This window comes from Ralstonia sp. UBA689 (genome assembly GCF_002298975.1).
In the GTDB taxonomy this organism is placed as follows: Bacteria; Pseudomonadota; Gammaproteobacteria; order Burkholderiales; family Burkholderiaceae; genus Ralstonia.
In genome coordinates, this window is sequence record NZ_DBMV01000039.1 from 15,966 (window position 1) to 42,473 (window position 26,508).

Here is a 26,508-nt window from a genome sequence, read left to right on the forward strand (position 1 = left end):
CGATGCAGCCTACGCGGCGGGCTCGGTCACCTGGCCGAGTCTTGCCGCAAATTCACGCAGCGCGGGCGCAAGCTCGGTGCGGATACGCTCCGCATCGGCCGCTGTGTATGGCGCGCTGCAACTCACCACATAGGGCTCGCGCTGGCTGGGCACAAAGAAGGCCACCGCGCACGCGTGGATAGCCGGATGCCAGTCGCGCAGCGATACCGCATAGCCATCGCGCACGCCGGCCCTCACCGCATCGTCCGCCGCAGCGCCTTCGGCTGCCCATTGCGCGGGCTGCTGCGTGCGCAGTGCATCGTAGATGCGCTCGCGCCGCGCTGCCGACAGCGAGGCCAGATACGCCCGCCCCATCGAACTCGACAGCAGCGACAGCCGCGAGCCCACACCCAGCCCCGCCGACCCGCTCATCGCCGGGCTGTCGTGGCGGATCGTTTCCAGATAAACCATGTCGAGCCGATCTCGCTTGCCCAGCGAGATCGACACGCCGTGCCGCTGCGCGAACGCGCTCATGTGCGGACGCGCAAGCTGCACCACATCGCTCGACGCCAGGTACGCGAAGCCAAGTGCCAGCACGCCGGCATCGAGCCCGTATTTGCCGAGCGCCTCGTCATAGCGCAGGTAGCCGAGCGAGACCAGCGTGCCGGCCAAGCGGCTGACCGTCGCCTTCGGAAAACCCGTGCGGCGGACGAACTCCTGGTTGCCGAGCAGCGTGTCGCCAGGGCGGAACGCACGCAACAGCTCGAGCCCGCGCGCGAGCGCCGTCACGAAGTTCGGATCACCTTCGCGGCTGGTATCGAATTCGGGGTCGGGGAGACGGGTTGTGCTCATGGCAAAAAAGGCCTGGAAATCATCGTCGATTGCGCTATGATAGCTCTAAATTTCGAAACTGTGTTCCGTATCTCGGAACAACAAAATCTCGGAGACTACCGCTGTGACTGCTCGCAATGCCTTCAACTGGGCCGATCCCCTGCTGCTCGACCAACAATTGACCGACGACGAGCGCATGGTGCGCGACGCCGCCGCATCCTATTGCCAGGACAAGCTGATGCCGCGCGTGCTGGAGTCGTTCCGGCATGAGAAGACCGACGCGTCGATCTTTCGTGAGATGGGCGAACTGGGCCTGCTGGGCCCGACCATTCCCGAACAGTACGGCGGCCCCGGCCTGAACTACGTCAGCTACGGCCTGATCGCGCGCGAAGTCGAACGTGTGGATTCGGGTTACCGCTCGATGATGAGCGTGCAGTCGTCGCTTGTGATGGTGCCGATCTACGAATTCGGCAGCGAGGCACAAAAGCAGAAGTACCTGCCCAAACTGGCCACCGGTGAATGGATCGGCTGCTTCGGCCTGACTGAACCGAACCACGGCTCCGATCCGGCCTCGATGATCACGCGCGCCAAGAAGGTCGACGGCGGCTACTCGCTCTCGGGCGCGAAGATGTGGATCACCAACTCGCCCATCGCCGATGTGTTCGTCGTGTGGGCCAAGCTGCCGGACGACAACGGCGAAGACCAGATCCGCGGCTTCATTCTGGAAAAAGGTTGGAAGGGCCTGACGGCTCCAGCGATCCACGGCAAAGTCGGCCTGCGCACGTCCATCACCGGTGAAATCGTGCTGGACGAAGTGTTCGTGCCGGAAGAGAACTTGATGCCAGGCGTGCGCGGCCTCAAGGGCCCGTTCACGTGCCTGAACTCGGCGCGCTACGGCATCGCGTGGGGCGCGCTGGGCGCTGCAGAAGCCTGCTGGCACATCGCGCGCCAGTACGTGCTCGATCGCAAGCAGTTCGGCCGCCCGCTGGCCGCCAACCAGCTCGTGCAGAAGAAGCTGGCCGACATGCAGACCGAAATCACGCTGGGCCTGCAAGGCTGCCTGCGCCTGGGCCGCATGAAGGACGAAGGCACCGCAGCGGTCGAAATCACCTCGATCATGAAGCGCAACTCGTGCGGCAAATCGCTCGACATCGCCCGCGTGGCGCGCGACATGCTGGGCGGCAACGGCATCTCCGATGAATTTGGTGTGATCCGCCACGTGGTGAACCTGGAAGTGGTGAACACATACGAAGGCACGCACGACATCCACGCGCTGATCCTGGGCCGCGCACAGACGGGCATTCAGGCTTTCTTCTAATCGCGCTTTGTATTCCTGGGCGAGTTGATGCACACTCGTGCACGACTCGCCACACCCGTCGCCCCATCTCTCGCCCGTCCTGGGCACCGTTGTTCTCCTCCACTCGCGTTATACAAGTTTGCAAATGATGGGGATACGGCTCGCCGCATGAATCGGCCGTTGGTGCGCGTCTATGCTTCGCCCCAAGTGCCGGCGGATTGTTCAGCGGCACCTCCCTCACACCGATAAAACGTGCGCGCGGTCCATACGCAGATTGCAGCGCAACGCGACACAAAAACCATCGCGAGACAACGGTCTGGAGAACGCCAGCGCGCGCACGCAGGCACCCGCACCGAAACCAAAACCAGAACAGGGCGCCTCACGCTGCCGACCACGCCGGACCACCCGGCGACCAGCGCGGAGCTCTGCCAGGAGACAACCCACCATGGCTGAACAGTCCATTCCGTCGGTGACGGAACTCGACGCCGCCGGCTTTGCCGACACGCGCGCTGTCGATCGTTATTTCCAGATCTCTGCGCGCGGCAGCACGCAAAAGCGCGAGGTCGTGGCTGGCATCACCACCTTCATGGCGATGGTCTACGCCGTGTTCGTCGTGCCCGGCATGCTGGGCAAGGCTGGTTTCGACACCAGTGCCGTGTTTGTCGCCGTGTGCCTGACCACCGCCTTTGGCTCACTGCTGATGGGCCTGTGGGCCAAACTGCCGATCGCCATCGGCTGCGCAATTTCGCTCACGGCCTTCATGGCCTTCGGTCTGGTGCTCGGGCAGAAGCTCTCGCCGGAAGTGGCGCTGGGCGCGGTGTTCCTGATGGGGGTGGTGTTCACGGCCATCTCGGCCACCGGCGTGCGTTCATGGATCCTGCGCAACCTGCCCTCGGGCGTGGCGCACGGCACAGGCATCGGCATCGGCCTGTTCCTGCTGCTGATCGCCTCCAACGACGTGGGCCTGGTAGTGAAGAACGCTGGCCCTGGCCTGCCCGTGCAACTGGGCCACATCACCGCCTTCCCGGTGATGATGTCGGTGCTGGGTCTGGCAGCCATCTTCGGCATGGAGCGCCGTCGCGTGCCGGGCGGCATCCTGATCGTCATCGTCGCCATTTCGGCGCTGGGCCTCATCTTTGACCCGGCCGTGAAGTTCACTGGCGTGTTCGCCCTGCCGTCGCTTGCCGCCGCGGGCCATGCCTCGCTGATCGGCGCGATGGACATTCGCGGTGCACTCTCCGCCGCCGTGCTGCCGAGCGTGCTGGCGCTGGTGATGACTGCCGTGTTTGACGCCACCGGCACGATCCGCGCGGTGGCCGGCCAGGCCGGCCTGCTCAACGACAAGGGCCACATCACCAACGGCGGCCGCGCCCTGACGGCCGATTCGCTCAGCTCGATCTTCTCGGCCTTCTTCGGCGGCGCTCCGGCAGCGGCTTATATTGAATCGACGGTGGGCGTGGCTGCCGGCGGCAAGACGGGCCTGACGGCCGTCGTGGTCGGCGCGCTGTTCCTGGCGGTGATGTTCTTCTCGCCGCTGGCCGGCCTGGTCCCGTCGTATGCCACCGCCCCGGCCCTGATGTACGTCGGCCTGCTGATGCTCTCCAGCGTGAGCAAGCTGCACATGGACGACATGGTCGACGCGCTGGCCGGCTTGGTCTGCGCCGTGTTCATCGTGCTGACGTGCAACATCGTCACCGGCATCATGCTCGGCTTCTCCACGCTGGTGATCGGCCGCGTGGTGGCCGGCGAATGGCGCAAGCTGAACGTCGGCACCGTGGCGATTGCCGTGGCGCTGGCGGCCTTCTACGCTGGCGGCTGGGCGATCTGATCGCGCACTGATCCGTCTTCACAAAAGACAAACCGGCCAGACCCGCAGGGGCTGGCCGGTTTTGCTTCGGCGCCGCGCGCTAGCGTTTGCGCGCACCAAAAACCAGCGCAAAAAACGCCCGGCACGAGGGCCGGGCGGCAATCACACTACCAAGGAGCCGGTTACTTGTTGGGCTGCGGCGTCAGGCGCAGGTACGGGCGCAATGCCTTGTAGCCCTTCGGGAATTTCTGCTTGATGACCTCTTCATCCTTGAGTGACGGCACGATGACGACGTCGTCACCGTCCTGCCAGTTGCCCGGCGTGGCCACGCTGTGGTATTCGGTCAACTGCAGCGAGTCGATCACGCGCAGCACCTCGTTGAAGTTGCGCCCCGTGGATGCCGGATACGTGATGATCAGGCGGACCTTCTTGTTGGGGTCGATCACGAACAGCGAGCGCACGGTAAAGGTTTCGCTCGCATTCGGGTGAATCATGTCGTAAAGCTGCGAAACCTTGCGGTCCGGATCGGCAATGATCGGGAAATTGACGGTCGTGTTTTGCGTGTCGTTGATATCGTCGATCCACTTCTTGTGCGAATCGACCGGGTCCACCGACAGCGCAATCACCTTGACATTGCGCTTGGCGAACTCATCCTTGAGCTTGGCGGTCAAGCCCAGTTCGGTGGTGCAGACCGGAGTGAAATCCGCCGGGTGCGAGAACAGCACGCCCCAACTGTTGCCCAGCCACTCATGAAACTTGATGCGGCCAACGCTTGAATCCTGCTCAAAATCGGGGGCGATATCGCCCAAACGTAGAGACATTGTGTCCTCCATGCACTGATTGGGAACCACTATAGCCAGATTGCCATCCAACCAAAACGACTATAAATTCACAACAACATCACTTTTTGTCATTAGGCGCGGCATTTGCTGACGAAAGGGTAGAAGGCATGCACACGTTGCCGGACAATCACCAAAGCTTGATCCATCGCAGCGTGCGCGACGTGGGCGCTTGAAGTTTCACAACACCCACACATATGCTAGCGAATAAGCGCGTCAACCGATTGACGATTGATCTCCCCGATACACCGTAGGGTGCCCGACCATGACGAACACATCCCCCAACCTGGCCGAATCCGTCAATAAGGAGAAACTGATGACCGACGTGAAGACCGTTCTGTCCGACGCCGAAGCACTGCTCAAGCAAGCCGCATCCAGCAGCGGCGAAAAAGCCGCCGAACTGCGCGAGCGCGGCATGGGCCTGCTGCGCCAAGCCAAGGAAAAGGCGCAAGACCTGCAAGACGCCGTAGTCACCAAGAGCAAGGCTGCTGCACGTGCAACCGACGACTATGTCCACGATCATCCGTGGCAGGCCGTGGGCGTGGCGGCGGGCGTGGGCCTGCTGATCGGCCTACTGCTCAACCGCAAGTAATCCGCTGCATCTCTCCTGGCCGATGGCGCGCGCCAAACGGATCGCGCCATCGGCCAGTCGCATTCCGGCGCTCCCGCCCTGGGCATGGCGTGTGCTGCATTCACGGTGGCACCGCTCGCCTCGTACCCTCCCGAAACCAACATGGCCGACGACACCAGCCCAAAGCTGTTCGCCTCCCTGAAGAACCTGGCCGGCACGGTCGTCTCGATGCTGCAGACGCGGCTCGAACTGGCGAGCGTCGAGCTGGCTGAAGAAAAAGACCGGCTGCTCGGCGCGGCCTTCCTCGGCATGCTGGCCGTGAGCCTGATCGGCCTGGCCATCATGACGCTCACGGCGCTGGTGGTCATCCTGTGCTGGGACACCTATCGCTGGCAGTCGCTGGCGATCATGGCCGCGCTGTACGCGCTGGGCGCCGCGGCCTGCCTGTGGAAGGTGCGCGCGTCGCTGCGCAACGCGCCGCCGCTGTTCGAAGCCACGCTGGCCGAACTCGACAAAGACCGGGAGATCCTGCGCCGATGACCGATCCGACCCAACCGACCCAGCCAACCTCGGCGCCCGACGCAGCGCCGGACCATGAACCTGCGCACAGCGCGCGCCACCATGTCCGGCCGTCTCGCCGTGGCGACGCGGTGCGCCTGCCGCTGGCCGTGCGCAAGGAGCTGCTGCTCACACGTGCCGCGCTGGAACGCTACGACTACGCGCAGGCCCGCAACGACGTGCGCCGCGCCGCCGGCCACACCTTCAGCCTGGGCGGCCTCGGTACGCTGTTGCCGAGCCTGATCCGCCCGCTCGCCCGGCCCAACAGCCTGATGCGCGCGCTGGGCATTGCGCGTGAGTATCCGTTGGTCGGCGCGGCCGTCTCGCTGGCCTATGCTGGGCTGCGTCGTACCGTCATCGGCCGCATCGCGCGGCGGCTCGGCAAGGCGGGGCTGGTGGCCGGCGCCGCTTGGTGGGGCTACCGCAAGTGGCAGGAAGCCCAGGAGGACCACACTGGCGGCGGGCCCGAGGCGGCGCCCCCCGAAAAGACGGAGATCATCCCGGGCAGCACGTCCTGAAAGCACCCTGCAACAAAGACAAAGGCCGGAGCAATCCGGCCTTTTTTGCTTGTTTGCGGCAATGCGGTATCAATGCAGCGGAATTGGATGCCGCCTACGCTCCCAACGGCGAGCCATGCTCTGACGCAGTGCGGCCAGGCCGTGCGGGTGTTCAATGGGCTGCGCAACGGGCGCCACTTCCGGTGCAACGGCGGGCGCCGTCACCTCGGTGTCATGCGTAACGCGCCGACGCCCATGCCACAGCAACGCCCCACTGGCCGTCCAGCCGATCACGAACAGCGAATCGCCCACATGCATGAGGGAATCGGGCGAAGTGCCCACATGGAAGATGGCGCCGAGCATGTCGGCGGGAAGCTGCGCGCAGACCCACAGGAAGATCGCCGGGGCCGATGTAAAGACCCCGGGCTGCCACCATGGGTGTGCCATCTGAATCTTGTCGGTTTCCATGGCGTCCTCCATCACATTTCTTCCAGTGATGCTTCGATGCTAAACAGGGTGCGCGCAAATGGCGACCCTCGCACCACTGAGTGGAATGCGGGATTCGTCCGACATGCGCAGCGCGCCGTGACGTTCGGCACCGTCTGTTCGGGCTAGGGGCCGCCCCGCATGGCACGCCAGCCGCGCCAGCACGCGCTGGCAGGAAACAGCGCGGCAACGCCATGAAAGATTTCGATGGAGATACACCTCATCCACTCATATGCACAATGCATCAATGCATTGCATTGATGCCGTACCGTATGCAACACACTCGCCCGCACGATGCTGATTGCCACTCACCTCCACCGCCGCGATGCACGCACCGGCACCACACTGTTGCAACCGGCCACGTTCCGCGTGCGCCCGGGTGACCGCATCGCGCTCACCGGTCCGTCCGGCGCCGGCAAGAGCGTGATGCTGCGTGCCCTGGCCCTGCTCGATCCGCTCGATGACGGTCATGTGACATGGCATGGTGAAATGATCACCGCACACACCATCCCCGCCTACCGTTGCCAGGTTGCCTACGTGCGCCAGCGTCCGGCGTTGCTGCCTGGCACGGTGGAAGACAACCTGCGTTTGCCCTTCCATCTACGCGCGCGACAGCGCAGCGCCGGATTCGACCGCAGCACCGCCATCGCCCTGTTGGTTGGTGCCGGGCGTGAGGTGAGCTTTCTTGACAAGGCAGCCGCTGATCTTTCTGGCGGCGAAGCACAGATCGCAGCGCTGGTCCGCACACTACAAACTGCACCGGGTGCTGTTACTCGACGAGCCGACCGCCGCGCTGGACCCCGCCTCCGCGCGTGCGATCGAAGCCCTGCTCCAGCACTGGTTTGCCCAGGCATCGGATCGCCATGCGTGGGTGTGGATCACCCACGATCCGGCGCAGGCGGCGCGCATCGGCCATCGGCAATGGCGCGTCGAAGCCGGCCGGCTGAGCACGGAGCCCACGCGATGACCGGGCAGGACCTCACACTCTCCGCCTGGCAGGTCGGCATTGCGGCAGCGCTGCTCCTCGTCAACGGCGCGCTGTCGGTCGCGCTCGGCGGCACACGCTGGGAAGCGGCGCGCAATGCCGCACGTACAGCCGTGCGCGCCGGCATGACGCCGATCATCAACCAGATGTCGGTGGTGGGCGTAGTGAGCCTGCCGGGCATGATGACGGGCCAGGTGCTGGCCGCTTCTTCAGGGCTGGGCACGGTGGCGGCGGTGCTGCTGGCCTACCGGCGCCTGTTCAGCCGCGAGCGCCTGTTGCTGGTCTCGCGCATCGTCCAGCGCGGCGGGGCGAAGTAGTATGCCGATCGCCCTGTCCTGCGGCCTCGTGCTGCTCAATGAAGACGCCGAGGTGCTGCTCGCCCACGCCACCGAAACGCGTCATTGGGACATCCCCAAAGGCGCCACGGAGCCGGGCGAATCGCACCGAGACACAGCGCTGCGCGAGACGTGCGAAGAAACCGGGCTCATGTTGGATGGCCACACGCTGATCGAGCTCGGCCGATTTCCCTACCAGCGCGACAAGGAACTGCATCTGTTCGCCACGCGTCTGCGCCGCGCTGAGGTTTCACTCAGTGCGCTGACATGCACGTCGATGTTCCACTCCTATCGCACCGGCAAGCTCATCCCCGAGATGGACGCATACCGCTGGGCCAGCGCCGACGAGGTGCCGCAGTATGCGAGCCAATCCCTCACGCGGCTGTTCGCGCAAGCGCTGCCGCTGGCCAGCGTCGACACACGGTTACGCGAAGCCGGTCTCTGAGCCTTCAAACCGGAACGTCGCCCTCGATCGTCGTGCGGTGCAAGGTGCGGCGATATTCATCGGGGCACCCAGGCGCGAAGTGGATGGTCGAGCGGTTGTCCCAGAACAGCATGTCGCCGGGCTGCCAACGGTGCGTGTAGACGTTGTCCGCGCGGATGCTGTGGGCAAAGAGCTGCTCCAGCACGCTGATGCTTTCGTCTTCCTGCAGGCCGAGGATGTGCGAGGTGAAGCCTTCATTGACGAACAGTGCGCGCTTGCCCGTTTCGGGGTGCGTGCGCACCACCGGGTGATCGACCGGCGGCACGGCGTCGCGCTGCGCTTGTGTGAGCGGTGCTCGCCAGGTCGACAGCGCTCGCAGACGCTCATAGCGATACACGTAGGAATGCACCGCGCGGCGGCCGTCGATCGTGCGTTTGAGTTCGGCCGGCAACGTCTCATACGCGCGGACCATGTTGGCGAACAGCGTGTCGCCCCCCTCCTGCGGCAGCTCACGCTCCAGCAGCAGCGAGCCGAGGCTAGGCAGCGGCTTGTATGACAGATCCGAATGCCAGTCGCGCCCCGCATCGCCGAGGCCGATCGGCTTGCCGTTCTCGACCACGTTGGAAACGACGAGAATCTCCGGATGCCCCGTCAGATTGAACTGGTTGAGCACGTGCACCTGCAGCGGGCCGAAGCGACGGCTGAATGCCACCTGTGCCTCCGGCGTGAGCTGCACGTCGCGAAAGACCAACAGACCATCGTGCGCAAGCCAAGCCTGGCGGATGGCGGCGATGTCGGCGTCGGACAAATCGGCGGCATCACGCAGGCCGAGAACCTCGGCGCCGAGCGGCGCATCGGTCAAGCGGCGCACGTGGAAGCGGGTGGTGTGAACGGCAGGCGCCGCGGAGGCGGCCCCGGGAGCGATAGCGACGTCAGACATGGTGAGAGCGTGCGGCAACAATCGAATTCCACATTACACCGCCCACGCATATGGCATGCCAACGAAGGAATGCGCAGATCGATACGCGCTCAGGCACTCAGCTATAGACGGTGGCGTCGGGCAGGATGCCCTCCAGCGCGTAGCGGCCGATGGCGCGTAGTTTGTAGTCGAGCGGATCATGCAGCGTGTGCGTGCGCGCGTTGCGCCAGAAGCGGTCAAGCGCGAGCACGGCCTTGGTGGACCGCGCCCCCGTCGCCTCAAACAGTTCCTGGCCGATGAAGAGCGCTGCGCGATGCGCCACCACCTTGGCCTCGGCGGTGGCGAGCGACACCTCTGCGCGCTCGTCGGCAGTGAGCACCGCGCCCTTGCGCCATGCACGATCCAGGCGCTGGATGGCGCGATCGGCGAGCGCCTCGGCAGCGAGCTGCTGCACACGCATCTCGCCAAAGCGGTGGATCTGGTAGGGGTCGTCTGCGGCGCGCTCCACACCCGAGGTGAACCACGGTCGTGAAGCTTGCAGCGTGTGCTTGCGTGCCTCGTCCAGCGCGCCGGCGGCGATGCCGGCATACAGATTGACCAGCACGTTCTGCGCGATGCATGAACGCAAGGTCTGGTGCGGTGCAAAGACCGTCTCCGGGCCGGCCAGCACCTCGTCTTCGCTCACCAGCACGTGACGAAACTGCACGGAGGCGCTGTCGGTCTGACGCTGCCCAATCGGGTGCCAGTCATCGCGCACGAGAATGCCGTAGCGCGCGGTCGGCACCACCGCCACGACGGGCTTGCCGCTTTGCGCATCGTGCGCAGAGACGACCATCATGTTGGAGCCGAGCGTGCCCGAACAGAAACCCTTCTCGCCATCGAAGATCCAGCCGCTTCCAGAGCGCTGCGCATGCAGGCGATGGTCTAGCGGGTTGACGGCATTGCCCCACCACCAGCCGAGTTCGGCTGTCGGACGCAGGAAGCGTTCGCGCTGCGTGTCGGAGGCATACAGATAAACGGTGGCGGTCTGCAGATACTGGAACGCCAGCAGATGTCCGAGCGAACTGTCGACGGCGGCGATGCTGCGCACGGCGGCAAAGGCGTCGGCCCAATTCGCGCCGGTACCACCGTACGACGTGGGGATGACCAGCGGCAGCAAACCCACACGGGCGATGGCGGCCTTTTCATGCGCGGCGTGGCCGCCTTGCTGGTCGCGCTGCGCAGCGGTTGCGGCCAGCTCGGCCAGCAGGTAAGACAAATCGGGGAGTTGATGCAGATCGTCGAGCTTCATGCGGGTGCCTCGCGCCTCGGGCGCCATCCGGTGCAGGCACTATACGGACGGCCGCGCCCGCCCTGAACGAAGCAATCCGCATACGCATATCGGCCACGCGACTATGCGGAATGCACAACTTGCCGCTACGTGCCCGCGTAGTGCGCGCGCATGCGCTCCAGGCACGCACGTGCATCGCCTACGACCAGGCGGCTGCTGCAGGCGAGCATCAGGTTACGCGGCAGGCCGAAATCTTCCACGGCCCAGCCGTCGGCATCATTGCCATCGGTGTTCGGCACCTGCGCGACCAGCGGTGCAGCCGGCACGTGGTAGCACCACACATCCTTGCCACGGGCGATGGCATAGCCGATCTCGAAGCACGTGCCGGAGTCAGGCTCGTAACCGCGAAAGTCCGCGACGTTGGCAATCACGGCATCAGCGGAGTCGATCAGCGCGATGTTCTGTCGATAAATCTCGGCGGCCGTGGCCGGCGGGCCGCCGGCCTGCGGTGCGATCGCGTTGTCGAGGGGGTACAAGCCGATGAAGCCGTATTCCGTGCACACCGCCTTGAGCGCTTCGCCATACGCAGCGGGTTGCGGGCGGAAGACATCGGGGCCGGCGAGGTAGAGGCGCAGGGGCATGGGTGTAGGCAGACGGATGACACGCTCGCAGAATAGCGCCGCCGAATGGACGAAGCACAAAGACAAAGGGCCCGACATTGCTGTCAGGCCCTCTGAAATTTGGTGGGTCCTGCGCGACTCGAACGCGCGACCAATAGATTAAAAGTCTACTGCTCTACCGACTGAGCTAAGGACCCAAAGACCGCGATTATAGGCAGAGCATTGGCGGTCTGTCAACGCAGGTCATGCCGCGCGCTCCAGCCGCCACATCTGGTATCGGAAAGCCAGCACCGCGCCGATCAGGATGCCCGCCAGTGCGATGAACGAGCCGATCGCCAGCGTCGATACGCCGGAGAGCCCCTGCCCGATCGTGCAACCGAGCGCCGTCACGCCACCCGCACCCATCAGGATACCGCCGACGATGTGGTTGCCGGTGTCTTCGGCGTTCGCAAAGCCTTCCCAGCGAAACGTGCGCGTGGCCAGCGCCACCGCGGCCGAACCGGCAATCACGCCCAGCACGCTCACGATGCCCACGGTCAGCACCTTCGACGTATCGCTGAAGAACATCAGCCATTCCAGCGTGTACGACACGGGGGCCACGAAACTCAGCGCCTCCATGCGGCCACTGTTGGTCGCGACAAAGGCTTCCTCCAGCGTGTTCGGATTCTCGGCCACGTAGCCAAGATGGCCCGACACATACCACATGGCCACGATGACGAGCCCGACACCGATGCCGCCGAGCAGGTTGTCACCAGTGCGGAAGTCGCGCCCCAGCAGCGCCCACAGCGACAGCGCACCACCAAACACCAGCGCCAACCCCAGGCGCAGCGTGCGCACGTCCATCGACAAGGCATGGCCCAGCACGCTCGGCAGATCCTGCGGCGTCGACAGCGCAACGGCTACGCCATCGACAGTCGCCACACGCAGCACGCCAAACACCCCCTTGAGCGTCATGTACGCCGACACCCCGAGGAACACGAACACCACCACCGACTTGAGATTGCCGCCGCCGATGCGCACCAGCGTCTTGCTGCCACACCCCGAGCCGAGCACCATGCCGAAGCCGAACAGCAGCCCGCCCACCAGCGAAGACAGCCACAGCAGCCGGCTGGCCGTATAGATCGTCTTGCTCGTATCGATCAGGCCGAGCGAGGCGAGCACACCCGTGCCGATCGTGGCCACGCCAATGGCGAGCGCCCACATGCGTAGCCGCGTCCAGTCGCCGATGTTGACGGCGTCGGACACCGCACCCATGGTGCAGAAGTGCGTGCGCTGCAGGATCGCGCCAAAGACAAACGTGAGTGCAAAGGTCGCCCACAGAACGGTGTGTGACAGCGCGTTAAGGTCGATATCAGGCATGGTGCGTCAGACGTAGCGGGTCGGGTCGGGCACGCCGGCCGCTTCAAACCCAGCCTTGCGGATGCGGCACGAATCGCACACGCCGCACGCACGGCCCTCGTCATCGGCCTGGTAGCACGACACCGTCAGGCTGTAGTCGACGCCCAGGCGCGTGCCAGCCTGGATGATCTCGGCCTTGGTCATCGCGATGATGGGCGCGTTCACGCGGAAGCGTTCGCCCTCCACGCCGGCCTTGGTGGCCAGGTTGGCCAGCGTCTCGTAGGCGGCCACGTATTCGGGGCGGCAGTCCGGATAGCCGGAGTAGTCGACCGCGTTGGCGCCGAAGAACAGGTCGCGCGCACCCACAGCCTCGGCCCAGCCGAGCGCCAAGGACAACATGATGGTGTTGCGCGCCGGCACATAGGTGATGGGAATGCCCTCGTGCACGCCCTCGATCGGCACTGCGAGCTTGTTGTCGGTCAGCGCCGAGCCGCCGAACTTGCGCAAGTCCAGGTCGACGATCTCGTGGCGCACGGCGCCGAGTGCGGCCGCTACCTTCTTGGCCGCCTCCAGCTCGGACGAATGGCGCTGGCCGTAGCGCATCGACAGCGCATAGGTCTCGAAACCATCGGCATTGGCCATGGCGAGCACGGTGGCGGAATCCAGCCCGCCGGAAAGCAGGACGATAGCGCGTTTTTTCATGGGCGAAGCCTTGTGGAGCAGATCAGGGGAAGGCCCGCATTTTAGCGCGCCGCCACCTCGCCTGCGTCCGGCGCCGCGCATGCCCGCCATTCTCGGCGCCCCATGAAAAACGCCCGCCGGTGCAGCCGGACGGGCGTCGGTACTGTCAGAAAACGATATGCCGATCAGCGCATCGTCTTCAGGCGGCTTTCCGCGGTCTTGGCCTGCTCGGAGCCGGGGTACTGGGCAGCGACAGTCTCCAGCGTCTTGCGCGCGGCGGCCTTCTGGCCCGACTCGCCCTGGTTGGTCGCGATCTGCAGCAGCGCGTCGGCGGCCTTCGGGTGCTGCGGGTTGGTGCGTGCCATGTGTTCCAACACGGCGCTCGACCCCTTGTAGTCACGTTGCGCGTACAGGGCATTACCCAGCCAGAACTGCGCCAGCGGCAGATACGGGCTCTGCGGATACTTCTTTACGAAGGCCGAGAACTGGTTGCCTGCACCCTTGAAATTGCCGGTCTGGAAGGTCTTGAGCGCGGCGTCGTATTCATCCTTCTCGCCGGGCTGGACCATGCCCTCACGACCCTCCACCGTGGCCTGCTGCGGCTCGAATTTCTTCAGGCGCGCGTCGAGGTCGGCGTAGTAATCCTTCTGCTGCTTGGTCAGTGTGTCAACCGCGTTCTGCAGGACTTCGTTCTGCCCGCGCAGACGCGCCACCTCGGACTTGAGCGTATCGATCTGGTTCTGTGCGTCGATCAGGTTCTTGCTGTTCTGATCGATGCGCTGGGCAGCCGTCGATTGGAAGTTGTTGAACTTCTCTCGCACCTCGATGATGGCGCGGCGCGCCTCATCGTCGTCAAACACCCCCGCCGCCGCCGAGCCGGCCATGGTCAGGACTCCACCCGCGACGAGCGTCGCTGTCAGGATGGCCCGATAGACGCGCTGTTTCATCATCGTATTCATGTGATTGCCAACGTAAGAACGCCGGCCACGCAAACGCGGCCGGCGCGTCCAACCTCAAACTGTGCCGCTCAGTAAACGATGTCGGCGCGGCGGTTCTGCGCCCACGAGTCTTCGTCGTGGCCGGTGGCTTGCGGCTTTTCCTTGCCCAGGCTCACGGCTTCCATCTGGCTGTCAGGCACACCCATCGACGACAGCGAGCGGCGCACGGCTTCGGCACGCTTCTGGCCCAGCGCCAGGTTGTACTCGCTGGTGCCGCGCTCGTCGGTGTTGCCCTGGATCAGCACCTTGCGCTGATTGTGCGACTGCAGGTAGCGCGCGTGCTGGCCCAGCAGACCTTGGTACTCCGACTTGACCGAATAGCTGTCGAAATCAAAGTACACGCTGCGCTTGGCCAGCGGGCTGTTCGGATCGGTCAGCTCGTCGCGGCCCACGTCCACCGGGGTCACCGTGCGAGCGTCAGCGCCCGTGCCGGCACCGCCTGCGGCGTTCTTGGCGGTGTCATCCAGCTTCACGCCCGAGCTGCAAGCGCCCAGGGCCAGCAGCGCGGCAATGGCTGCGAGTTTGATCATGGTTTGGGACTTCGACATGTCCGATTTCTCCTAAAGGAACGGCTTCGTTATTGCATGAAAGGACCCCATGCCGGCTCACGAACTTCGCCGGCCTGGAGAGAAAGAATCTGACGCGTACGGCCATCGGTCGACACCGCTGCCAGCACCGACTTGCCGCCCACACGCGTGGAATACAGGATGAACTTGCCGTTGGCCGCAAAGCTCGGGGATTCGTCGTACGACGTATCCGTCAGCGCATTCACGTCACCGTTGGTCAGGTTCTGCGTGTACAGGCGGAAACCGCCACCCACGCGCGAAATGTACGCCAGCAGCTTGCCGTCCGGCGACACACGCGGGCTCGTGTTGTAGGCGCCCTTGAAGGTCACGCGCTGGGCACCGCCGGCCTCTTCGCCTTCGGCCGACATGCGGTAGACCTGCGGCGCGCCGCCACGGTCGCTGGTGAAATAGATCGAGTGGCCATCCGGCGAGAACGACGGCTCGGTGTCGATGGCGCTGCTGCGCGTCAGGCGGCGCAGGCCGGAGCCATCCGCATTGACGATGTAGATCTGCGTATTGCCATCGCGCGAGAGCGCCACCGCCACACGACGGCCATCCGGCGACCATGCCGGCGCCGAGTTGTTGCCTTTCTGGTTCGAGATGACCGTACGGCGACCCGCCACCAGATCATGCACGTACACCACCGGCTTCTTGCTCTCGAACGACACGTACGCGACCTTGGTGCCATCCGGCGACCACGACGGCGAGATGATCGGCTCGTTGCTGGTGAGCGCAACCTGCGGATTGGCACCGTCCGAATCGGAAATCTGCAGTTGGAAGCGACGGCCCACCTTGGAGACGTACGACAGGCGCGTCGCAAAGATGCCGCGCTCACCGATCAGCTTCTGGTAGATGTAGTCGGCAATCTCGTGTGCGGCCAGGCGCAGTTGCCCCGGGCCGCGCGTGAGCGCCAGGCCGCCCAGGCTTTCGCCCTTGGCGGTGTCGTACAGGCGAAAGCGGATTTCGTAGCGATCGCCGTTGCGCGTGACGGTGCCGCCCACAAAGGCAGCAGCGCCGCGGGTCTTCCAGGCGCCCAGATCGGGCGTCGGGCTGTCCGGCACCACCGCGCCCGCAACATCGACGTTCGAGAAGCGGCCGCTGCGCACCAGGTCGGCTCGCACGATCGCCGTCAGATTCTGCGGCGCCTGCGATTCGCCCTGAAAGTTGGCGATTGCGATCGGGTACTGGCTGGAGCCGACCCCCGAAATCTCGACGTTAAGCTGGGCATGCGCCACGCCGGCGCACGCAGCCGTCAGCAGCAATGCCTGCGCGGCTCGTCGGAACATCGGAATCCACATCTTTCTGATCATGTTCATCGTCCGTATCAAATCTGAGAACCCGTTACCGGCGCCGCCGAGGCAACGCTGGCGCGTTATTCCTTGGGCCGGAACGTCAAATTGACGCTCGCCGGCGCTTTGCCGTTGGTGTCACGCGGCAGCGGGTCGGAGCGTTCCACCGCACGCAGCACGGCGTCGTCGTAAGCGCCGTTGCCGCTCGACTTCGTCAGGCGCTTGGACAGGATCGAGCCGTCCGGCGCCATCTGCACCGCCACCACAGCCGACGGGTTGCCGGTGATGGCAGCCGGGTCGAATACGATGTTCGGCTTGACCTTGGCGCGCACGCGCTCTGCGTAACCCGCCGATGCCGTGCCGCCCGTGCCCATGGCGTTGCCGACGCCACCGCCAGAACCTGCCACAGAGCCCGTGGCGCCCGCCGCCCCTCCCGCCATTGCCTGCATGCGTTGCAGATTGGCGTTGCGCTGCGCGTTGGCCTTGGACTCAGCCGCCTTGCGTTCGGCATCAGCCTTGGCCTTGGCTTCTGCGGCGGCCTTCGCCTTCAGTTCTTTCTGCTTGGCTTCGGCTTCCGCCTTGGCCTTGGCGTCCGCCTGCGCCTGCAGTTGCGCGTGCTTGCGCGCCTGAGCCTCGGCTGCAGCCTTCTCGGCAGCCTTTTGCTTGGCCTGCTGCTCAGCCTGGGCCTTGCGTTGGAGTTCTGCCTGGCGGGCCTGCTCTTCCTTCAAGCGCGCTTGGCGCTGGGCTTGCTCGCGCGCTTGTTCACGTTCCTCGGCGGCCCGGCGGGCCAGTTCGGCCTCGCGCGCAGCAGCTGCGGCAGCTTCCTGCTCACGCTTGCGCTTGCGCTGCTCCAGCGCGATGTCGGCCTCCTCCTCCACCTTGGCCGGCGGCGCCTTGATGACGGGCTCCGGTTTGACCTCCGGCGGTGGCGGCGCAGTCTGCACGGCCTGCTGGATTGCAGCCTCATCCCACAGCTCGGCCTCTTCGCCGCGTGGCGTGCTGCTCTGCCACTGCACGCCAAAGTACAGGAAGGCGATCAGCAGCAGATGTGTCAGGAACGCCAGCCCGAACGCGCGCAGCGTGCCGCGCTCGCGAACAGGCTCATAACGGTGCAACGACGTCGTAGCCATGACGCTCAGGTTGCCTCGCCTCGGTTCAGGTGCGTGCCAAGCGTGCTCATTGCGACTTCACCATCAGGCCGACGCGCTTGACGCCGTCGCCCTTTAGCACGCCCATCACGGTCAGCACGCGATCGTACTGGACCGTCTTGTCGGCCGCGATGACGACCGGCTGGTCGGGGTTTTCGTCGGTGCGCTGCTTGACGAAGGCGCGCAGTTCGTTGTTGTTGGCGAGCTTCTGCTCGGTCGCGCCCGAACTCGTCTTGATGCGAGCAAGGATCGTACCGTCACCCTTAATGGTCACGACAATGGGTGGCTGAGTCTGCTGCGGCGTGGCGTTGGCCACCGTCGGCAGGTTGACCACGCCCGGATTCACCACGGGCGCCGCCACCATGAAGATGACCAGCAGCACCAGCATCACATCGATATACGGAACGACGTTGATGTCAGCCTTGGCCCGTCGGGCTCGGCGCGTTCGCTGGATGGTAGCCATGACGATCCGCCCTTAGCGCGTCTGGCGCTGCAGAATGTTCGAAAACTCTTCCATGAAGCTCTCGAACCGGTTTGCCAGGCGGTCCATCTCGGTGGCGTAGCGGTTGTAAGCAATCACCGCCGGAATGGCCGCGAACAGGCCGATGGCCGTGGCGACCAGCGCCTCGGCAATGCCCGGCGCCACTGCCGACAGCGTGGCCTGCTGCACGTTCGACAGACCGCGGAAAGCGTTCATGATCCCCCACACCGTGCCGAACAGGCCGATGTACGGGCTGACCGACCCGACCGAAGCCAGGAATGGCAGATGCGACTCGAGCGAATCCATCTCACGCTGATAGGCAGCACGCATGGCGCGTCGGGAGGCATCGAGGATGGCGCTCGGGTCGCCCGTGCCGCGCTGCAGTTCGCGCGCCTTGAGGTATTCGCGCATACCGGCTTCGAAAATACGTTCCAGCGCACCGGTGTTGTGGCGGTTATTGGCCGCGCTCTGGTACAGCGCCTGAAGGTCTCCGCCGGCCCAGAAATCGCGTTCAAACGATTCGGTCTTGCTGCGCGCCGCCCGCAGGGCGAAGGCTTTGCGGAAGATGTATGTCCAGGAGAACAGCGACATCACCAGCAGCAGGCCCATGACGAATTGGACCAAAAGGCTGGCGTGCAGCACCAGCGAGACGATCGACAGATCTTGTGTGACCTCGACGGGATTCATGCGGCGGCTTTGATGGTTGCGAGTACGGGAGCGGGAATCGGGGTCGGCCGGAATGTGAGCCGGTCGACACATCCAACACGAATCGTGCCGGAGGCGAGCAGAACGTCGCCGCGCCAGCTTTCCTGGGCAAATTGGACCGACGCCGGCCCCACCCGTTCCATACGCGAACGGATCTGCAGCAGATCGTCCAGGCGGGCGGGTGCACGGTAGTCCACAGCGGTGCTGCGCACCACGAAAATGGCCCCGGTCGTGTCGGCCAGCGCTTGCTGATCGACCCCAAGAGCGCGCAGCCATTCAGTGCGGGCGCGCTCGAAGAATTTCAGATAGTTGGCGTAGAAGACCACGCCGCCTGCGTCGGTATCTTCCCAATACACGCGCAGGTTCCAGTCAAAAGAAGACATCCAGTCATTTTACCAAGGCGCAAGTGACAGCCAGCCATCCACCGGCCGGCCGAGGGCTTGCGCCGGATTTCAGGCCATGCCTCGCGTCACGCTGGTAGCTGAGAACGATTGGCAAACGGGCATGAGCTCGATTGCGTTGACATTGAAGTGCGCCGGCAGCGCCGCCATCCAGTAAACGGCCTCGGCGATGTCGTCGGCGGTCAGGGCTTCCGTGCCCTCGTAGACCTTCCCAACGCGGGCATCGTCGCCCTTGAAACGGACGTTGGAAAACTCGGTGCCGGAGCACAGGCCCGGCTCGACGTTGGATACGCGCACCCGGGTGCCGGTCAAGTCGGCACGCAGGTTCAGCGAGAACTGCCGCACGAACGCCTTGGTGGCGCCGTATACGTTGCCGCCCGGGTAAGGGTACGTCCCGGCGATCGAGCCGATGTTGACGATGTGGCCGCGGTTGCGCTCGACCATGCCCGGAAGTAACGCGCGCGTCATATGCACCAGGCCGGAGCAATTGGTGCCGATCATGCGGTCCCAATCGGTCAGGTCGGCACGCTGAGCCGGCTCCAGGCCGAGGGCCAAGCCCGCGTTGTTGACCAGCACGTCGATCTCGCGCCAGCCCTCGGGCAGGGAGCCCGGCAGCGCGGCAACGGCATCAGCGTCCAGCACGTCCAGCACGAACGGCAGGAGCGCATCGCCAAGCTCCGCCTTGAGCGCATCAAGGCGATCCTGGCGGCGGCCGGTCGCGATCACGCGATGCCCTTCCCGCACGAAACGCCGCGCAATGGCTGCGCCGAAGCCGGCCGTCGCGCCGGTCACGAATACGATCATGGGAGTGCCTCCGAGCCTGAAAAGAAACGAAATGCAGAGTTTACCTGAAGCGTTGCAGCCTGTTGCGCCGCAATGTGTACGGGCAGGCGCCCCGCGCCTTGCAGCGGTCATGGGCCTGTCGTACACTCGCGGGCAACCATTCCACCTTGCGCGACTGGCGAATCCTGAGGCAGCACCCTGCGGCCTCGACATGTGGGCAGCGACCACGAGGAAGCGCAAGGTTTCTGGCGTCATGCACAACGACGCCTGCCGCTCGCCTGGGCAGCGAATGGGAAGCAGGGTGACTTGGGCACCCGGCTGCACCGACCTGAAAAAGGCCGACGCAGTTGCCCAAGCCGCGCGCGTTTCCCCGCCTCGCCCGACCACCGCCAATTCCGTTTCGTTTCAGACCAGACACTCGCCATGTTCGAACGCAGCCGCTACACCATCGACCAGATCGACCCCGAAGTCTTTGCCGCCATCCAGAAGGAAAATCAGCGTCAGGAAGACCACATCGAACTGATCGCCTCCGAGAATTACACCTCGCCGGCCGTGATGGCCGCGCAAGGCTCGCAACTGACCAACAAGTACGCCGAGGGCTACCCCGGCAAGCGTTACTACGGCGGTTGCGAATACGTGGACGTGGTCGAGCAGCTCGCCATCGACCGCGTGAAGAAGCTCTTCGGCGCCGAAGCCGCCAACGTGCAGCCAAACTCGGGCTCGCAGGCCAACCAAGGCGTGTTCTTCGCCGTGCTCAAGCCGGGCGACACGATCATGGGCATGAGCCTGGCTGAAGGCGGCCACCTCACGCACGGCATGGCGCTGAACATGAGCGGCAAGTGGTTCAACGTGGTCAGCTACGGCCTGAACGCGCAAGAAGACATCGACTACGACGCGCTCGAAGCGCTGGCGCAAGAGAAGAAGCCCAAGCTGATCATCGCTGGCGCGTCCGCATTTGCCCTGCGCATCGACTTCGAGCGCATCGGCAAGATTGCCAAGTCGATCGGCGCGTACTTCATGGTGGACATGGCGCACTACGCCGGCCTGATCGCCGCGGGTGTGTACCCGAACCCGGTGCCGCATGCCGACTTCGTCACGACGACCACGCACAAGAGCCTGCGCGGGCCGCGCGGCGGTGTGATCCTGATGAAGGCCGAGCATGAGAAGGCCATCAACTCGGCTATTTTCCCGGGCATCCAGGGCGGTCCGCTGATGCACGTGATCGCTGGCAAGGCGGTGGCATTCAAGGAAGCCCTGTCGCCGGAGTTCAAGACCTACCAGGAGCAAGTGGTCAAGAACGCCCGCGCCATGGCCGAGACGCTGATGGCCCGCGGCCTGCGCATCGTCTCGGGCCGCACCGAGAGCCACGTGATGCTGGTCGACCTGCGCGCCAAGAACATCACCGGCAAGGAAGCCGAGAAGGTGTTGGGCGACGCGCACATCACAGTCAACAAGAATGCGATCCCGAACGATCCGGAAAAACCGTTCGTGACCTCAGGCATCCGTCTGGGCTCGCCAGCCATGACCACGCGCGGCTTCAAGGAAGCCGAGGCCGTGAAGGTGGCCCACCTGATCGCCGATGTGCTGGATAATCCGCACGACGAAGCGAACATCGCTGCCGTGCGCGCCAAGGTGGCCGAGTTGACCAAGCAGTTCCCGGTCTACGCCTAAGCGTCTGGCAATGGCCGGTCACCCGGCCACGTAGTACCCTGCCGCGATGTGCCTGCCCGGCCATCGCGGCGTTGTTCTTTTAGCGCAGTGCGTTTTGAGGTTTCCGAGGAGAGCGGCATGAAATGCCCCTTTTGCGGCCACGCGGCCACCCAGGTGATTGAGACCCGCATGTCGGAGGAAGGCGATACCGTACGCCGCCGTCGCCGCTGCGAGTCCTGCGACCGCCGCTTCACGACCTACGAACGCATCGAGCTGTTCTTTCCGGCCGTCGTCAAAAAGAATGGCAGCCGCGTCGACTACGACCGCAACAAGGTCAAGGATTCCATGCGCCTGGCGCTGCGCAAGCGCCCCGTGTCCGCCGAGGCCATCGACGAGGCCATCGCGCGCATCGAAGAAAAACTGCTCAGCCACGGCGAGAAGGAAATCGGCAGCGACCGTGTGGGTGAGTTGGTGATGCGTGAGCTCAAGCGGTTGGACAAGATCGGGTACATCCGGTTTGCGTCGGTGTACCGGAGTTTTGAGGATTTGGCGGAGTTTCGGGACGTGTTGGATGAGGTTGCGGCGACGAGTGCACGCAAATAAGAAAGAGCCCCCAGGGCCCTTTTCTTGTTACCAGCACTGGGCGGAGGTGGTACCCGTGGCCATGCCGGTGTTGCCCTGCACCCCCAACTGATCGATCGTGTAGGAGCCACAAGCGTCCGGCTGCTGTATTGGCATCGGCGCTGCAGTCGCCTTGTACTGGGGCCCTGTTGCAGCAGCGTTGTTAACCACGACAGTCAGTTGGTAATAGCTCTGGCTACCGGTCTGGACCGGTATCGGAAACGCGGCGGCCCCATATCCCAGCGCCGCGGGCGAAGTGGCGTAAGTGTTCTGCAGCGTGAAGTAACGCTCCTCCCGCGCTGCCAGATCCAGCAGCGCGGTCTTGGCGTCGGCGCGGTGCGACTTGAGCACGTACTTTTGATACGACGGATAGGCAATCACCGCCAGAATGCCGACGATGGCCACCACGATCATGAGTTCGATCAGGGTGAAGCCTGCGGCCTGGCGTGTCGGGATGGAGGTTTCTCGATTCATGGCTGACATCGCTTAGCGCAGCTTGAGCCAGTTCAGGCGTGAGCCGATTGCGGTAGCGGATGGGTTGATTTGAATGAACCTAGGCGTGCCGTCCGAGCCCTGCATCACCGCGTACACCTTGCCGTTGAGCGTCACAAACGTCGAGGTACCCGTCCCGCTCATGCCCACCGCGCTGACACCTTGTCCGCCTGCGGTGAGAAAGTTGCCGCTGTTATCGTAAAAGTAGGGTTTCGCCGTCGCGCCTCCGCTGGCGACGGAGATACCGTACGAAAAGCCGGAAGCCGCTGTTGTATTGCAAGACAACACCTGCTGAACTGCAGGTATCAATGTATTGACGTTAACCACGCCGTACTGAAGCGTCGGGCTGTAGACCACCTGTTCATTTTGCCCGACAGGCAATGGCAACACCCAGCCCAACTGCGAGTTGGTGCCAGTGCAATCATTGGACCCCTTCCAGCACACCTTGTAGCTGGTGACGGTTCGTTGAGCCAGCCCGGAACTCGAAGTCCCCGCATCCGCTGAGCTCTGCTGTCGCAAATCTGCGAACTGCACGGTCCCATTCGACGGGCCCGCCGACGATGAGAGCGACGCAAATTTGGCCGTGGAGGGAGCGATGGCGTTCCACGCGTCCATGTTCCAATCCCAGATGCCATACAGGGCCTGATTCGCACTCGCATACGTGGCGGGGTTTGTGACCGTCGCAGGAGATGCCTGACCGGTGCCGAAGCTCACCATCAAGCGCGCAGGGCCACCTAAGCCGGAACCTGGGACCGACGCCGCGATCACCTTGGAGGTAATGGGTTGCCCTGCCGATGTCGTAAACAGCGGTTTGGACGACACGCTCCACATCGCCGGATTTTGCGATGTCAGATCGAAGCGCCAGATGTTGCCATAGACATCGCCCGCATACACGTAATCGCTAATGTGGTCACCATCGAGGTCAGCCGGCGTCACGAAAGCAATGCCATTCTTGCTGGTAGTGCCGGCCTGCGTCGGGCCATAACCCGTGTCGAGATAGCGGAACGTGATCTGCCCCTTGGAATCCACCAGCATGATGAACATGCCTGCCGTGCCGTTCTGGCTGTTCAAGCCGTTACCGAACAGCACCGCCCAATTGCCATTGTGCAAGCGGCGGATCACGGGCGTGCCGTAGGTGTTGCCCAGATAGTTCCCGCAATTGGCCACGTTCGTACACGAGATCGACCCGGACGACCATTCGCCGATGACCAACTTGCTGGCGTTGCTCTCGCGGAACGTGGACGGGTCGGTCACGTCGAGCGCGAAGATCGCGCCAGTGCCCGTCGTGGTGCCGTCGCCGATCGGACCGTTAGCGTTTGCGCCACCACCCAATCCCCCGACAACCCAGGTATGCCAGCCGCCGTTGTAATACAGCTCGCCGGTGCCGGGGGTCGCATCCACATACAGGTTGTGCGTGTACGCTGGCGAAGAGAAATCCAGCTTGCCATTCGAACCATTGTGGATGGTACTGACCACAGCGGCCGGCATGTAGGCCAGCGTCTCGGTGCCATCATTAGGGGTCGTCGCGTTATTGACGAAGTTGCCGTTGGCATCAAAACTGCCGGAGCGAAAACCGTGCAGCATCCCATCGTTGGAGCCGACATACACTACGTTCTGTCGCTGCCCATAGGTGGTCTTGAAATTCGCGTAGCTGCCGGTGGCTTCCGCCGGCGATGCCTTGGCATAGAGCGAATCTACCCAAGGGCCGTTGTATGGAGCTGAGGGTGCGCCGACCCAGGTGGGGCTGGAGTTTCCGATATCACCCAACACACCGGTGCGGGCCCGGAACGTCCCGACACCGCTCGAGTTGATTTCCTGGGAGCGATCACCGCGCAGATAGAGGAGACGCGCGCTGGTTGCGCTGGCATCGCCGGCCGTCAGCGCGGCCTGCTGTGTGGACGTCAGGTTCGCCCACTGGAAGGGAATACCGCTGCTGCCATTCCAGCTCAAGATGCTGCGCGCCGTCGGTGTTTGCGCGGTCACGGTCGTGCCCGACCCCATCGCCGTACATGATCCACCGGTCAGCGTACAACTCGCATCCCAGTTGACAGTGGAATTGATAACGAGCTTGCCTGTCGAGTCCGGCCCGATAGTCTGCGCCGTCAACTCACCCCACCAATTTTTCGGATGGAAGTAAGAGAGATAGAGCTGCGTCCCCGCCGTCACACGCCCAAGCTGCGGAATGTTGGTGCCAGCGGAACTGCTGGACTGCTCAACCGGCGCTGCCTTGAAGCACGTGATCTCATGCACGTTGCTGCCGCCGCCCGTACCGGCCGAAAACCCGAACCGGAACGAAGACGGCAGCGGGCCATTCGACGCGGTGATGCTTTGATTGGTGATCACCGGCTGCGTAGTGCCACCGTTCACGCTGTAAGACAGACTCAACAAGCCGTCGTTCGTGATGCTCAACGCGTACGTGATGGGCGTTGCCGCGCCCCGTGTTGGCTTGGTGGTGGCCTCTTGGTTGTAAATCGTCACACCGCTGAGCGTGTCACCGGTGATATAGCCATAGTTGTTCCCGACCTTGGTGGATGTCTGCTTCGGATTCCGAGCACTGCTGTAGTCCCAGACCTTTCCCGTCCTACAGGTGTTCTGCACCGCGGCTTGGCGTTGCGAAGCAGTGAGCGCCGACGGATAGTAGCTCGAGTAATTGCTGTTCAAGTAAGCCCAATTGGTATTCCCCGCACCACGCAGGCTAATGCGACCGGGAATTGCCCCCGCCCCTCCGTTAGGGTTTGCGCCTGTATTGGTGTTATCGCTGGAATTCGAGAAATTTCCGAACTCGTCAATCCCGAGCCCAATGTAGCCGCCTTGCACGCCGTCATACGTGGGATTGCCATTGGAGCAGCTATATCCCAAGCTGCCGCCCAACGCGCCAACAGTTGGCGACTGGGAACCGTCGGCCAGAAAGAAGCTGATGCCGTCCGCACCACTCTTGGCGCCGTTGGCATTCGTGTAGGCGTTTCCGCCATATGTCACGGTCGTAAATGTGACCTGTAGGCCCTGGTTGGTCGGGAACGTAAAGTTCGAGACAACCGCGCCTGTCTGGTTGTTGCCGTTCGTGCCAGCTTGGTAGTCCCCGTTGGTGAGGCGGAGTGCACCAGACCCCGGACTGTCCGGGAGCCGGCCGGTTGTACCCCCAACCTGCGTCGTAGTGCCGTAATAGTTCAAGCCAGTGCAGGCCGGAATCTTGCCCGTGTTGTTGCCCGCCGTCAGGCAGGCACCGTTCAGCGCTTTCCAATCGTAGGAAGAGGCCACCCCTGTCAGCGTGTCGCTAATCACGAGCTGCGCATAGGACGCGCCCGGCAACACCGCCGCCGTGGCAAGCAAAGCGAGATGTCGATTCTTTTTCATCATTGCAGCCCCAGATCCTTGGCGCCAGCCGTCATTTGATAAGTGCTCTGCACCACGGTGGCCGTGGTCGCATCACCGCCATAGCCATAGGCGGTGACTAGATAGAGCTGAGCCAGACCGCTTGGGCTCAGCCCGAGATAACTGATATACAGGCCCGGTTGGCCCGCGTAGTTGATGTCGCCCGCCGGTGAACTGGCCCCGGCCAGCCCTCCGCCACCGTTCGCTGTCATCAACGGTGGCAGATAAGACGACCCGGCACCCCAGGGCAGAGTGGTGGGGTTGGTTAACGCGTTAGAGCACACTCGCATGTTGCTCAACACGTTGCCGTTGTTCACGTCCGCGCAGTTGACGCTGACCGAGGCATTGCCCTGTCCGATCCACCATTCGCCGTACTGCAACGCGCTCTGAGCAGCCTCCAGCGCACGCTGCTTATCGCGCGTACCGGCGGCGATCCGCTCCTGCAAGCCGGAACTGCGGAACATGCTCACCGCAAACAGCGTAAGCACAAGCAGCAACAGCAGACCGATGATCAGCGTGTAGCCGCGTGCGCGCCGGACCGGCTTTCTGGAAAAACGCATCATGG

The 26,508-nt window shown here is 64.0% G+C and carries 28 protein-coding genes, 1 tRNA gene, 1 pseudogene and 1 riboswitch; of the genes and pseudogenes, 10 read left to right on the forward strand and 20 right to left on the reverse strand.

Annotation, left to right across the window (positions count from 1 at the left end):
* Positions 1 to 9 precede the first annotated feature (9 nt).
* Complete coding sequence (locus B4F51_RS18220; protein WP_296227857.1) at positions 10 to 831, reverse strand: IclR family transcriptional regulator; 822 nt, start codon at positions 829 to 831, stop codon at positions 10 to 12.
* Between the two features lie 103 nt (positions 832 to 934).
* On the opposite strand from B4F51_RS18220, the gene B4F51_RS18225 reads away from it, so the two are divergent.
* Positions 935 to 2,128: an acyl-CoA dehydrogenase gene (locus B4F51_RS18225; RefSeq protein WP_296227858.1), complete on the forward strand. Its 1,194-nt coding sequence runs from the start codon at positions 935 to 937 to the stop codon at positions 2,126 to 2,128.
* Positions 2,129 to 2,552: 424 nt separating this feature from the next.
* Positions 2,553 to 3,935 (forward strand): NCS2 family permease, encoded by a 1,383-nt coding sequence (locus B4F51_RS18230; RefSeq protein WP_296227860.1) that lies wholly within the window; start codon positions 2,553 to 2,555, stop codon positions 3,933 to 3,935.
* A 161-nt stretch (positions 3,936 to 4,096) separates the two neighbouring features.
* On the opposite strand, the gene B4F51_RS18235 is transcribed toward B4F51_RS18230, so the two are convergent.
* Positions 4,097 to 4,735, reverse strand: a complete 639-nt coding sequence (locus B4F51_RS18235) for a peroxiredoxin (protein WP_296227861.1) — start codon at positions 4,733 to 4,735, stop codon at positions 4,097 to 4,099.
* 283 nt (positions 4,736 to 5,018) lie between these two features.
* On the opposite strand from B4F51_RS18235, the gene B4F51_RS18240 reads away from it, so the two are divergent.
* The 3 genes from B4F51_RS18240 (at position 5,019) to B4F51_RS18250 (ending at position 6,400) form a co-directional block, all read left to right on the forward strand.
* Positions 5,019 to 5,345, forward strand: a complete 327-nt coding sequence (locus tag B4F51_RS18240) for a DUF883 family protein (protein ID WP_296227862.1) — start codon at positions 5,019 to 5,021, stop codon at positions 5,343 to 5,345.
* Positions 5,346 to 5,486: 141 nt separating this feature from the next.
* On the forward strand, positions 5,487 to 5,864 hold the full coding sequence (locus B4F51_RS18245; RefSeq protein WP_296227864.1) for a phage holin family protein: 378 nt from the start codon (positions 5,487 to 5,489) through the stop codon (positions 5,862 to 5,864).
* The gene (locus tag B4F51_RS18250; RefSeq protein ID WP_296227866.1) at positions 5,861 to 6,400 is read left to right on the forward strand and encodes a DUF3318 domain-containing protein; all 540 of its coding nucleotides are present in this window, start codon (positions 5,861 to 5,863) and stop codon (positions 6,398 to 6,400) included. The genes B4F51_RS18245 and B4F51_RS18250 overlap by 4 nt, the downstream gene beginning before the upstream one ends.
* A 69-nt stretch (positions 6,401 to 6,469) precedes the next feature.
* Here the strand turns inward: B4F51_RS18250 and B4F51_RS18255 are convergent, their stop codons facing one another.
* A complete protein-coding gene (locus tag B4F51_RS18255) occupies positions 6,470 to 6,847 on the reverse strand; it encodes a hypothetical protein (protein WP_296227868.1) in 378 nt (125 codons plus the stop codon).
* A gap of 312 nt (positions 6,848 to 7,159) precedes the next feature.
* Between B4F51_RS18255 and B4F51_RS18260 the strand changes: the two are divergent.
* The 3 genes and pseudogenes from B4F51_RS18260 (at position 7,160) to B4F51_RS18270 (ending at position 8,630) form a co-directional block, all read left to right on the forward strand.
* Positions 7,160 to 7,832 (forward strand): annotated as a pseudogene (locus B4F51_RS18260) (ABC transporter ATP-binding protein).
* Complete coding sequence (locus tag B4F51_RS18265) at positions 7,829 to 8,167, forward strand: ABC transporter permease (protein ID WP_296227869.1); 339 nt, start codon at positions 7,829 to 7,831, stop codon at positions 8,165 to 8,167. The pseudogene B4F51_RS18260 and the gene B4F51_RS18265 overlap by 4 nt, the downstream one beginning before the upstream one ends.
* Before the next feature lies 1 nt (position 8,168).
* Positions 8,169 to 8,630: an NUDIX domain-containing protein gene (locus B4F51_RS18270; protein WP_296227870.1), complete on the forward strand. Its 462-nt coding sequence runs from the start codon at positions 8,169 to 8,171 to the stop codon at positions 8,628 to 8,630.
* Between the two features lie 4 nt (positions 8,631 to 8,634).
* Here the strand turns inward: B4F51_RS18270 and B4F51_RS18275 are convergent, their stop codons facing one another.
* From B4F51_RS18275 to ydfG, 14 genes are all read right to left on the reverse strand, one after another.
* Positions 8,635 to 9,549: a TauD/TfdA dioxygenase family protein gene (locus tag B4F51_RS18275; RefSeq protein ID WP_296227871.1), complete on the reverse strand. Its 915-nt coding sequence runs from the start codon at positions 9,547 to 9,549 to the stop codon at positions 8,635 to 8,637.
* 97 nt (positions 9,550 to 9,646) lie between these two features.
* Positions 9,647 to 10,819, reverse strand: coding sequence for an acyl-CoA dehydrogenase family protein (locus tag B4F51_RS18280; RefSeq protein WP_296227872.1), 1,173 nt, complete (start codon positions 10,817 to 10,819; stop codon positions 9,647 to 9,649).
* Positions 10,820 to 10,944: 125 nt separating this feature from the next.
* Complete coding sequence (locus tag B4F51_RS18285) at positions 10,945 to 11,439, reverse strand: nucleoside 2-deoxyribosyltransferase (RefSeq protein WP_296227873.1); 495 nt, start codon at positions 11,437 to 11,439, stop codon at positions 10,945 to 10,947.
* 100 nt (positions 11,440 to 11,539) lie between these two features.
* A tRNA-Lys gene (locus B4F51_RS18290) sits at positions 11,540 to 11,615 on the reverse strand.
* Positions 11,616 to 11,661: 46 nt separating this feature from the next.
* Complete coding sequence (locus B4F51_RS18295; RefSeq protein WP_296227874.1) at positions 11,662 to 12,777, reverse strand: YeeE/YedE family protein; 1,116 nt, start codon at positions 12,775 to 12,777, stop codon at positions 11,662 to 11,664.
* Positions 12,778 to 12,783: 6 nt separating this feature from the next.
* A complete protein-coding gene (gene queC / locus B4F51_RS18300) occupies positions 12,784 to 13,458 on the reverse strand; it encodes a 7-cyano-7-deazaguanine synthase QueC (RefSeq protein ID WP_296227875.1) in 675 nt (224 codons plus the stop codon).
* 164 nt (positions 13,459 to 13,622) lie between these two features.
* Positions 13,623 to 14,396: a tol-pal system protein YbgF gene (gene ybgF, locus B4F51_RS18305; protein WP_296227876.1), complete on the reverse strand. Its 774-nt coding sequence runs from the start codon at positions 14,394 to 14,396 to the stop codon at positions 13,623 to 13,625.
* A gap of 68 nt (positions 14,397 to 14,464) precedes the next feature.
* Positions 14,465 to 14,983: a peptidoglycan-associated lipoprotein Pal gene (gene pal / locus B4F51_RS18310; RefSeq protein WP_296227877.1), complete on the reverse strand. Its 519-nt coding sequence runs from the start codon at positions 14,981 to 14,983 to the stop codon at positions 14,465 to 14,467.
* Positions 14,984 to 15,012: 29 nt separating this feature from the next.
* Complete coding sequence (tolB, locus tag B4F51_RS18315; RefSeq protein ID WP_296227878.1) at positions 15,013 to 16,317, reverse strand: Tol-Pal system beta propeller repeat protein TolB; 1,305 nt, start codon at positions 16,315 to 16,317, stop codon at positions 15,013 to 15,015.
* Between the two features lie 56 nt (positions 16,318 to 16,373).
* Complete coding sequence (tolA, locus tag B4F51_RS18320; protein WP_296227879.1) at positions 16,374 to 17,420, reverse strand: cell envelope integrity protein TolA; 1,047 nt, start codon at positions 17,418 to 17,420, stop codon at positions 16,374 to 16,376.
* Positions 17,421 to 17,466: 46 nt separating this feature from the next.
* Positions 17,467 to 17,901: a protein TolR gene (gene tolR / locus B4F51_RS18325; protein WP_296227880.1), complete on the reverse strand. Its 435-nt coding sequence runs from the start codon at positions 17,899 to 17,901 to the stop codon at positions 17,467 to 17,469.
* 12 nt (positions 17,902 to 17,913) lie between these two features.
* Positions 17,914 to 18,606, reverse strand: coding sequence for a protein TolQ (tolQ, locus tag B4F51_RS18330; RefSeq protein ID WP_296227881.1), 693 nt, complete (start codon positions 18,604 to 18,606; stop codon positions 17,914 to 17,916).
* Positions 18,603 to 19,007 (reverse strand): tol-pal system-associated acyl-CoA thioesterase, encoded by a 405-nt coding sequence (ybgC, locus tag B4F51_RS18335; RefSeq protein WP_063392977.1) that lies wholly within the window; start codon positions 19,005 to 19,007, stop codon positions 18,603 to 18,605. The genes tolQ and ybgC overlap by 4 nt, the downstream gene beginning before the upstream one ends.
* Before the next feature lie 69 nt (positions 19,008 to 19,076).
* Entirely contained in the window at positions 19,077 to 19,829 is a 753-nt protein-coding gene (gene ydfG / locus B4F51_RS18340; RefSeq protein WP_296227882.1) for a bifunctional NADP-dependent 3-hydroxy acid dehydrogenase/3-hydroxypropionate dehydrogenase YdfG, read from the reverse strand.
* Between the two features lie 140 nt (positions 19,830 to 19,969).
* Positions 19,970 to 20,099, forward strand: a riboswitch (ZMP/ZTP riboswitch).
* 132 nt (positions 20,100 to 20,231) lie between these two features.
* On the opposite strand from ydfG, the gene glyA reads away from it, so the two are divergent.
* On the forward strand, positions 20,232 to 21,479 hold the full coding sequence (glyA, locus tag B4F51_RS18345) for a serine hydroxymethyltransferase (RefSeq protein ID WP_296227883.1): 1,248 nt from the start codon (positions 20,232 to 20,234) through the stop codon (positions 21,477 to 21,479).
* Positions 21,480 to 21,596: 117 nt separating this feature from the next.
* Entirely contained in the window at positions 21,597 to 22,061 is a 465-nt protein-coding gene (gene nrdR, locus B4F51_RS18350) for a transcriptional regulator NrdR (RefSeq protein ID WP_296227884.1), read from the forward strand.
* 27 nt (positions 22,062 to 22,088) lie between these two features.
* Here nrdR and B4F51_RS18355 read toward each other — a convergent pair whose 3' ends face one another.
* The 3 genes from B4F51_RS18355 to B4F51_RS18365 are packed head-to-tail and all read right to left on the reverse strand — an operon-like array spanning position 22,089 to position 26,506.
* The gene (locus tag B4F51_RS18355; RefSeq protein ID WP_296227885.1) at positions 22,089 to 22,553 is read right to left on the reverse strand and encodes a type IV pilin protein; all 465 of its coding nucleotides are present in this window, start codon (positions 22,551 to 22,553) and stop codon (positions 22,089 to 22,091) included.
* 12 nt (positions 22,554 to 22,565) lie between these two features.
* Entirely contained in the window at positions 22,566 to 25,928 is a 3,363-nt protein-coding gene (locus B4F51_RS18360) for a pilus assembly protein (protein ID WP_414706788.1), read from the reverse strand.
* Positions 25,925 to 26,506 (reverse strand): pilus assembly PilX family protein, encoded by a 582-nt coding sequence (locus B4F51_RS18365; RefSeq protein WP_296227886.1) that lies wholly within the window; start codon positions 26,504 to 26,506, stop codon positions 25,925 to 25,927. The genes B4F51_RS18360 and B4F51_RS18365 overlap by 4 nt, the downstream gene beginning before the upstream one ends.
* Positions 26,507 to 26,508: the final 2 nt, after the last annotated feature.

What these genes read in the sequence shown, in the direction of transcription:
- ybgF (WP_296227876.1), bottom strand. Translation starts at nt 14,396, where the DNA reads ATGAATACGATGATGAAACAGCGCGTCTATCGGGCCATCCTGACAGCG.
- B4F51_RS18275 (WP_296227871.1), bottom strand. Translation starts at nt 9,549, where the DNA reads ATGTCTGACGTCGCTATCGCTCCCGGGGCCGCCTCCGCGGCGCCTGCC.
- B4F51_RS18360 (WP_414706788.1), bottom strand. Translation starts at nt 25,928, where the DNA reads ATGATGAAAAAGAATCGACATCTCGCTTTGCTTGCCACGGCGGCGGTG.
- ydfG (WP_296227882.1), bottom strand. Translation starts at nt 19,829, where the DNA reads ATGATCGTATTCGTGACCGGCGCGACGGCCGGCTTCGGCGCAGCCATT.
- nrdR (WP_296227884.1), top strand. Translation starts at nt 21,597, where the DNA reads ATGAAATGCCCCTTTTGCGGCCACGCGGCCACCCAGGTGATTGAGACC.
- tolB (WP_296227878.1), bottom strand. Translation starts at nt 16,317, where the DNA reads ATGAACATGATCAGAAAGATGTGGATTCCGATGTTCCGACGAGCCGCG.
- B4F51_RS18255 (WP_296227868.1), bottom strand. Translation starts at nt 6,847, where the DNA reads ATGGAAACCGACAAGATTCAGATGGCACACCCATGGTGGCAGCCCGGG.
- B4F51_RS18235 (WP_296227861.1), bottom strand. Translation starts at nt 4,735, where the DNA reads ATGTCTCTACGTTTGGGCGATATCGCCCCCGATTTTGAGCAGGATTCA.
- B4F51_RS18230 (WP_296227860.1), top strand. Translation starts at nt 2,553, where the DNA reads ATGGCTGAACAGTCCATTCCGTCGGTGACGGAACTCGACGCCGCCGGC.
- pal (WP_296227877.1), bottom strand. Translation starts at nt 14,983, where the DNA reads ATGTCGAAGTCCCAAACCATGATCAAACTCGCAGCCATTGCCGCGCTG.
- tolA (WP_296227879.1), bottom strand. Translation starts at nt 17,420, where the DNA reads ATGGCTACGACGTCGTTGCACCGTTATGAGCCTGTTCGCGAGCGCGGC.
- B4F51_RS18240 (WP_296227862.1), top strand. Translation starts at nt 5,019, where the DNA reads ATGACGAACACATCCCCCAACCTGGCCGAATCCGTCAATAAGGAGAAA.
- B4F51_RS18220 (WP_296227857.1), bottom strand. Translation starts at nt 831, where the DNA reads ATGAGCACAACCCGTCTCCCCGACCCCGAATTCGATACCAGCCGCGAA.
- B4F51_RS18280 (WP_296227872.1), bottom strand. Translation starts at nt 10,819, where the DNA reads ATGAAGCTCGACGATCTGCATCAACTCCCCGATTTGTCTTACCTGCTG.
- B4F51_RS18250 (WP_296227866.1), top strand. Translation starts at nt 5,861, where the DNA reads ATGACCGATCCGACCCAACCGACCCAGCCAACCTCGGCGCCCGACGCA.
- glyA (WP_296227883.1), top strand. Translation starts at nt 20,232, where the DNA reads ATGTTCGAACGCAGCCGCTACACCATCGACCAGATCGACCCCGAAGTC.
- queC (WP_296227875.1), bottom strand. Translation starts at nt 13,458, where the DNA reads ATGAAAAAACGCGCTATCGTCCTGCTTTCCGGCGGGCTGGATTCCGCC.
- ybgC (WP_063392977.1), bottom strand. Translation starts at nt 19,007, where the DNA reads ATGTCTTCTTTTGACTGGAACCTGCGCGTGTATTGGGAAGATACCGAC.
- B4F51_RS18270 (WP_296227870.1), top strand. Translation starts at nt 8,169, where the DNA reads ATGCCGATCGCCCTGTCCTGCGGCCTCGTGCTGCTCAATGAAGACGCC.
- B4F51_RS18265 (WP_296227869.1), top strand. Translation starts at nt 7,829, where the DNA reads ATGACCGGGCAGGACCTCACACTCTCCGCCTGGCAGGTCGGCATTGCG.
- B4F51_RS18295 (WP_296227874.1), bottom strand. Translation starts at nt 12,777, where the DNA reads ATGCCTGATATCGACCTTAACGCGCTGTCACACACCGTTCTGTGGGCG.
- B4F51_RS18365 (WP_296227886.1), bottom strand. Translation starts at nt 26,506, where the DNA reads ATGATGCGTTTTTCCAGAAAGCCGGTCCGGCGCGCACGCGGCTACACG.
- tolQ (WP_296227881.1), bottom strand. Translation starts at nt 18,606, where the DNA reads ATGAATCCCGTCGAGGTCACACAAGATCTGTCGATCGTCTCGCTGGTG.
- B4F51_RS18245 (WP_296227864.1), top strand. Translation starts at nt 5,487, where the DNA reads ATGGCCGACGACACCAGCCCAAAGCTGTTCGCCTCCCTGAAGAACCTG.
- B4F51_RS18285 (WP_296227873.1), bottom strand. Translation starts at nt 11,439, where the DNA reads ATGCCCCTGCGCCTCTACCTCGCCGGCCCCGATGTCTTCCGCCCGCAA.
- tolR (WP_296227880.1), bottom strand. Translation starts at nt 17,901, where the DNA reads ATGGCTACCATCCAGCGAACGCGCCGAGCCCGACGGGCCAAGGCTGAC.
- B4F51_RS18355 (WP_296227885.1), bottom strand. Translation starts at nt 22,553, where the DNA reads ATGAATCGAGAAACCTCCATCCCGACACGCCAGGCCGCAGGCTTCACC.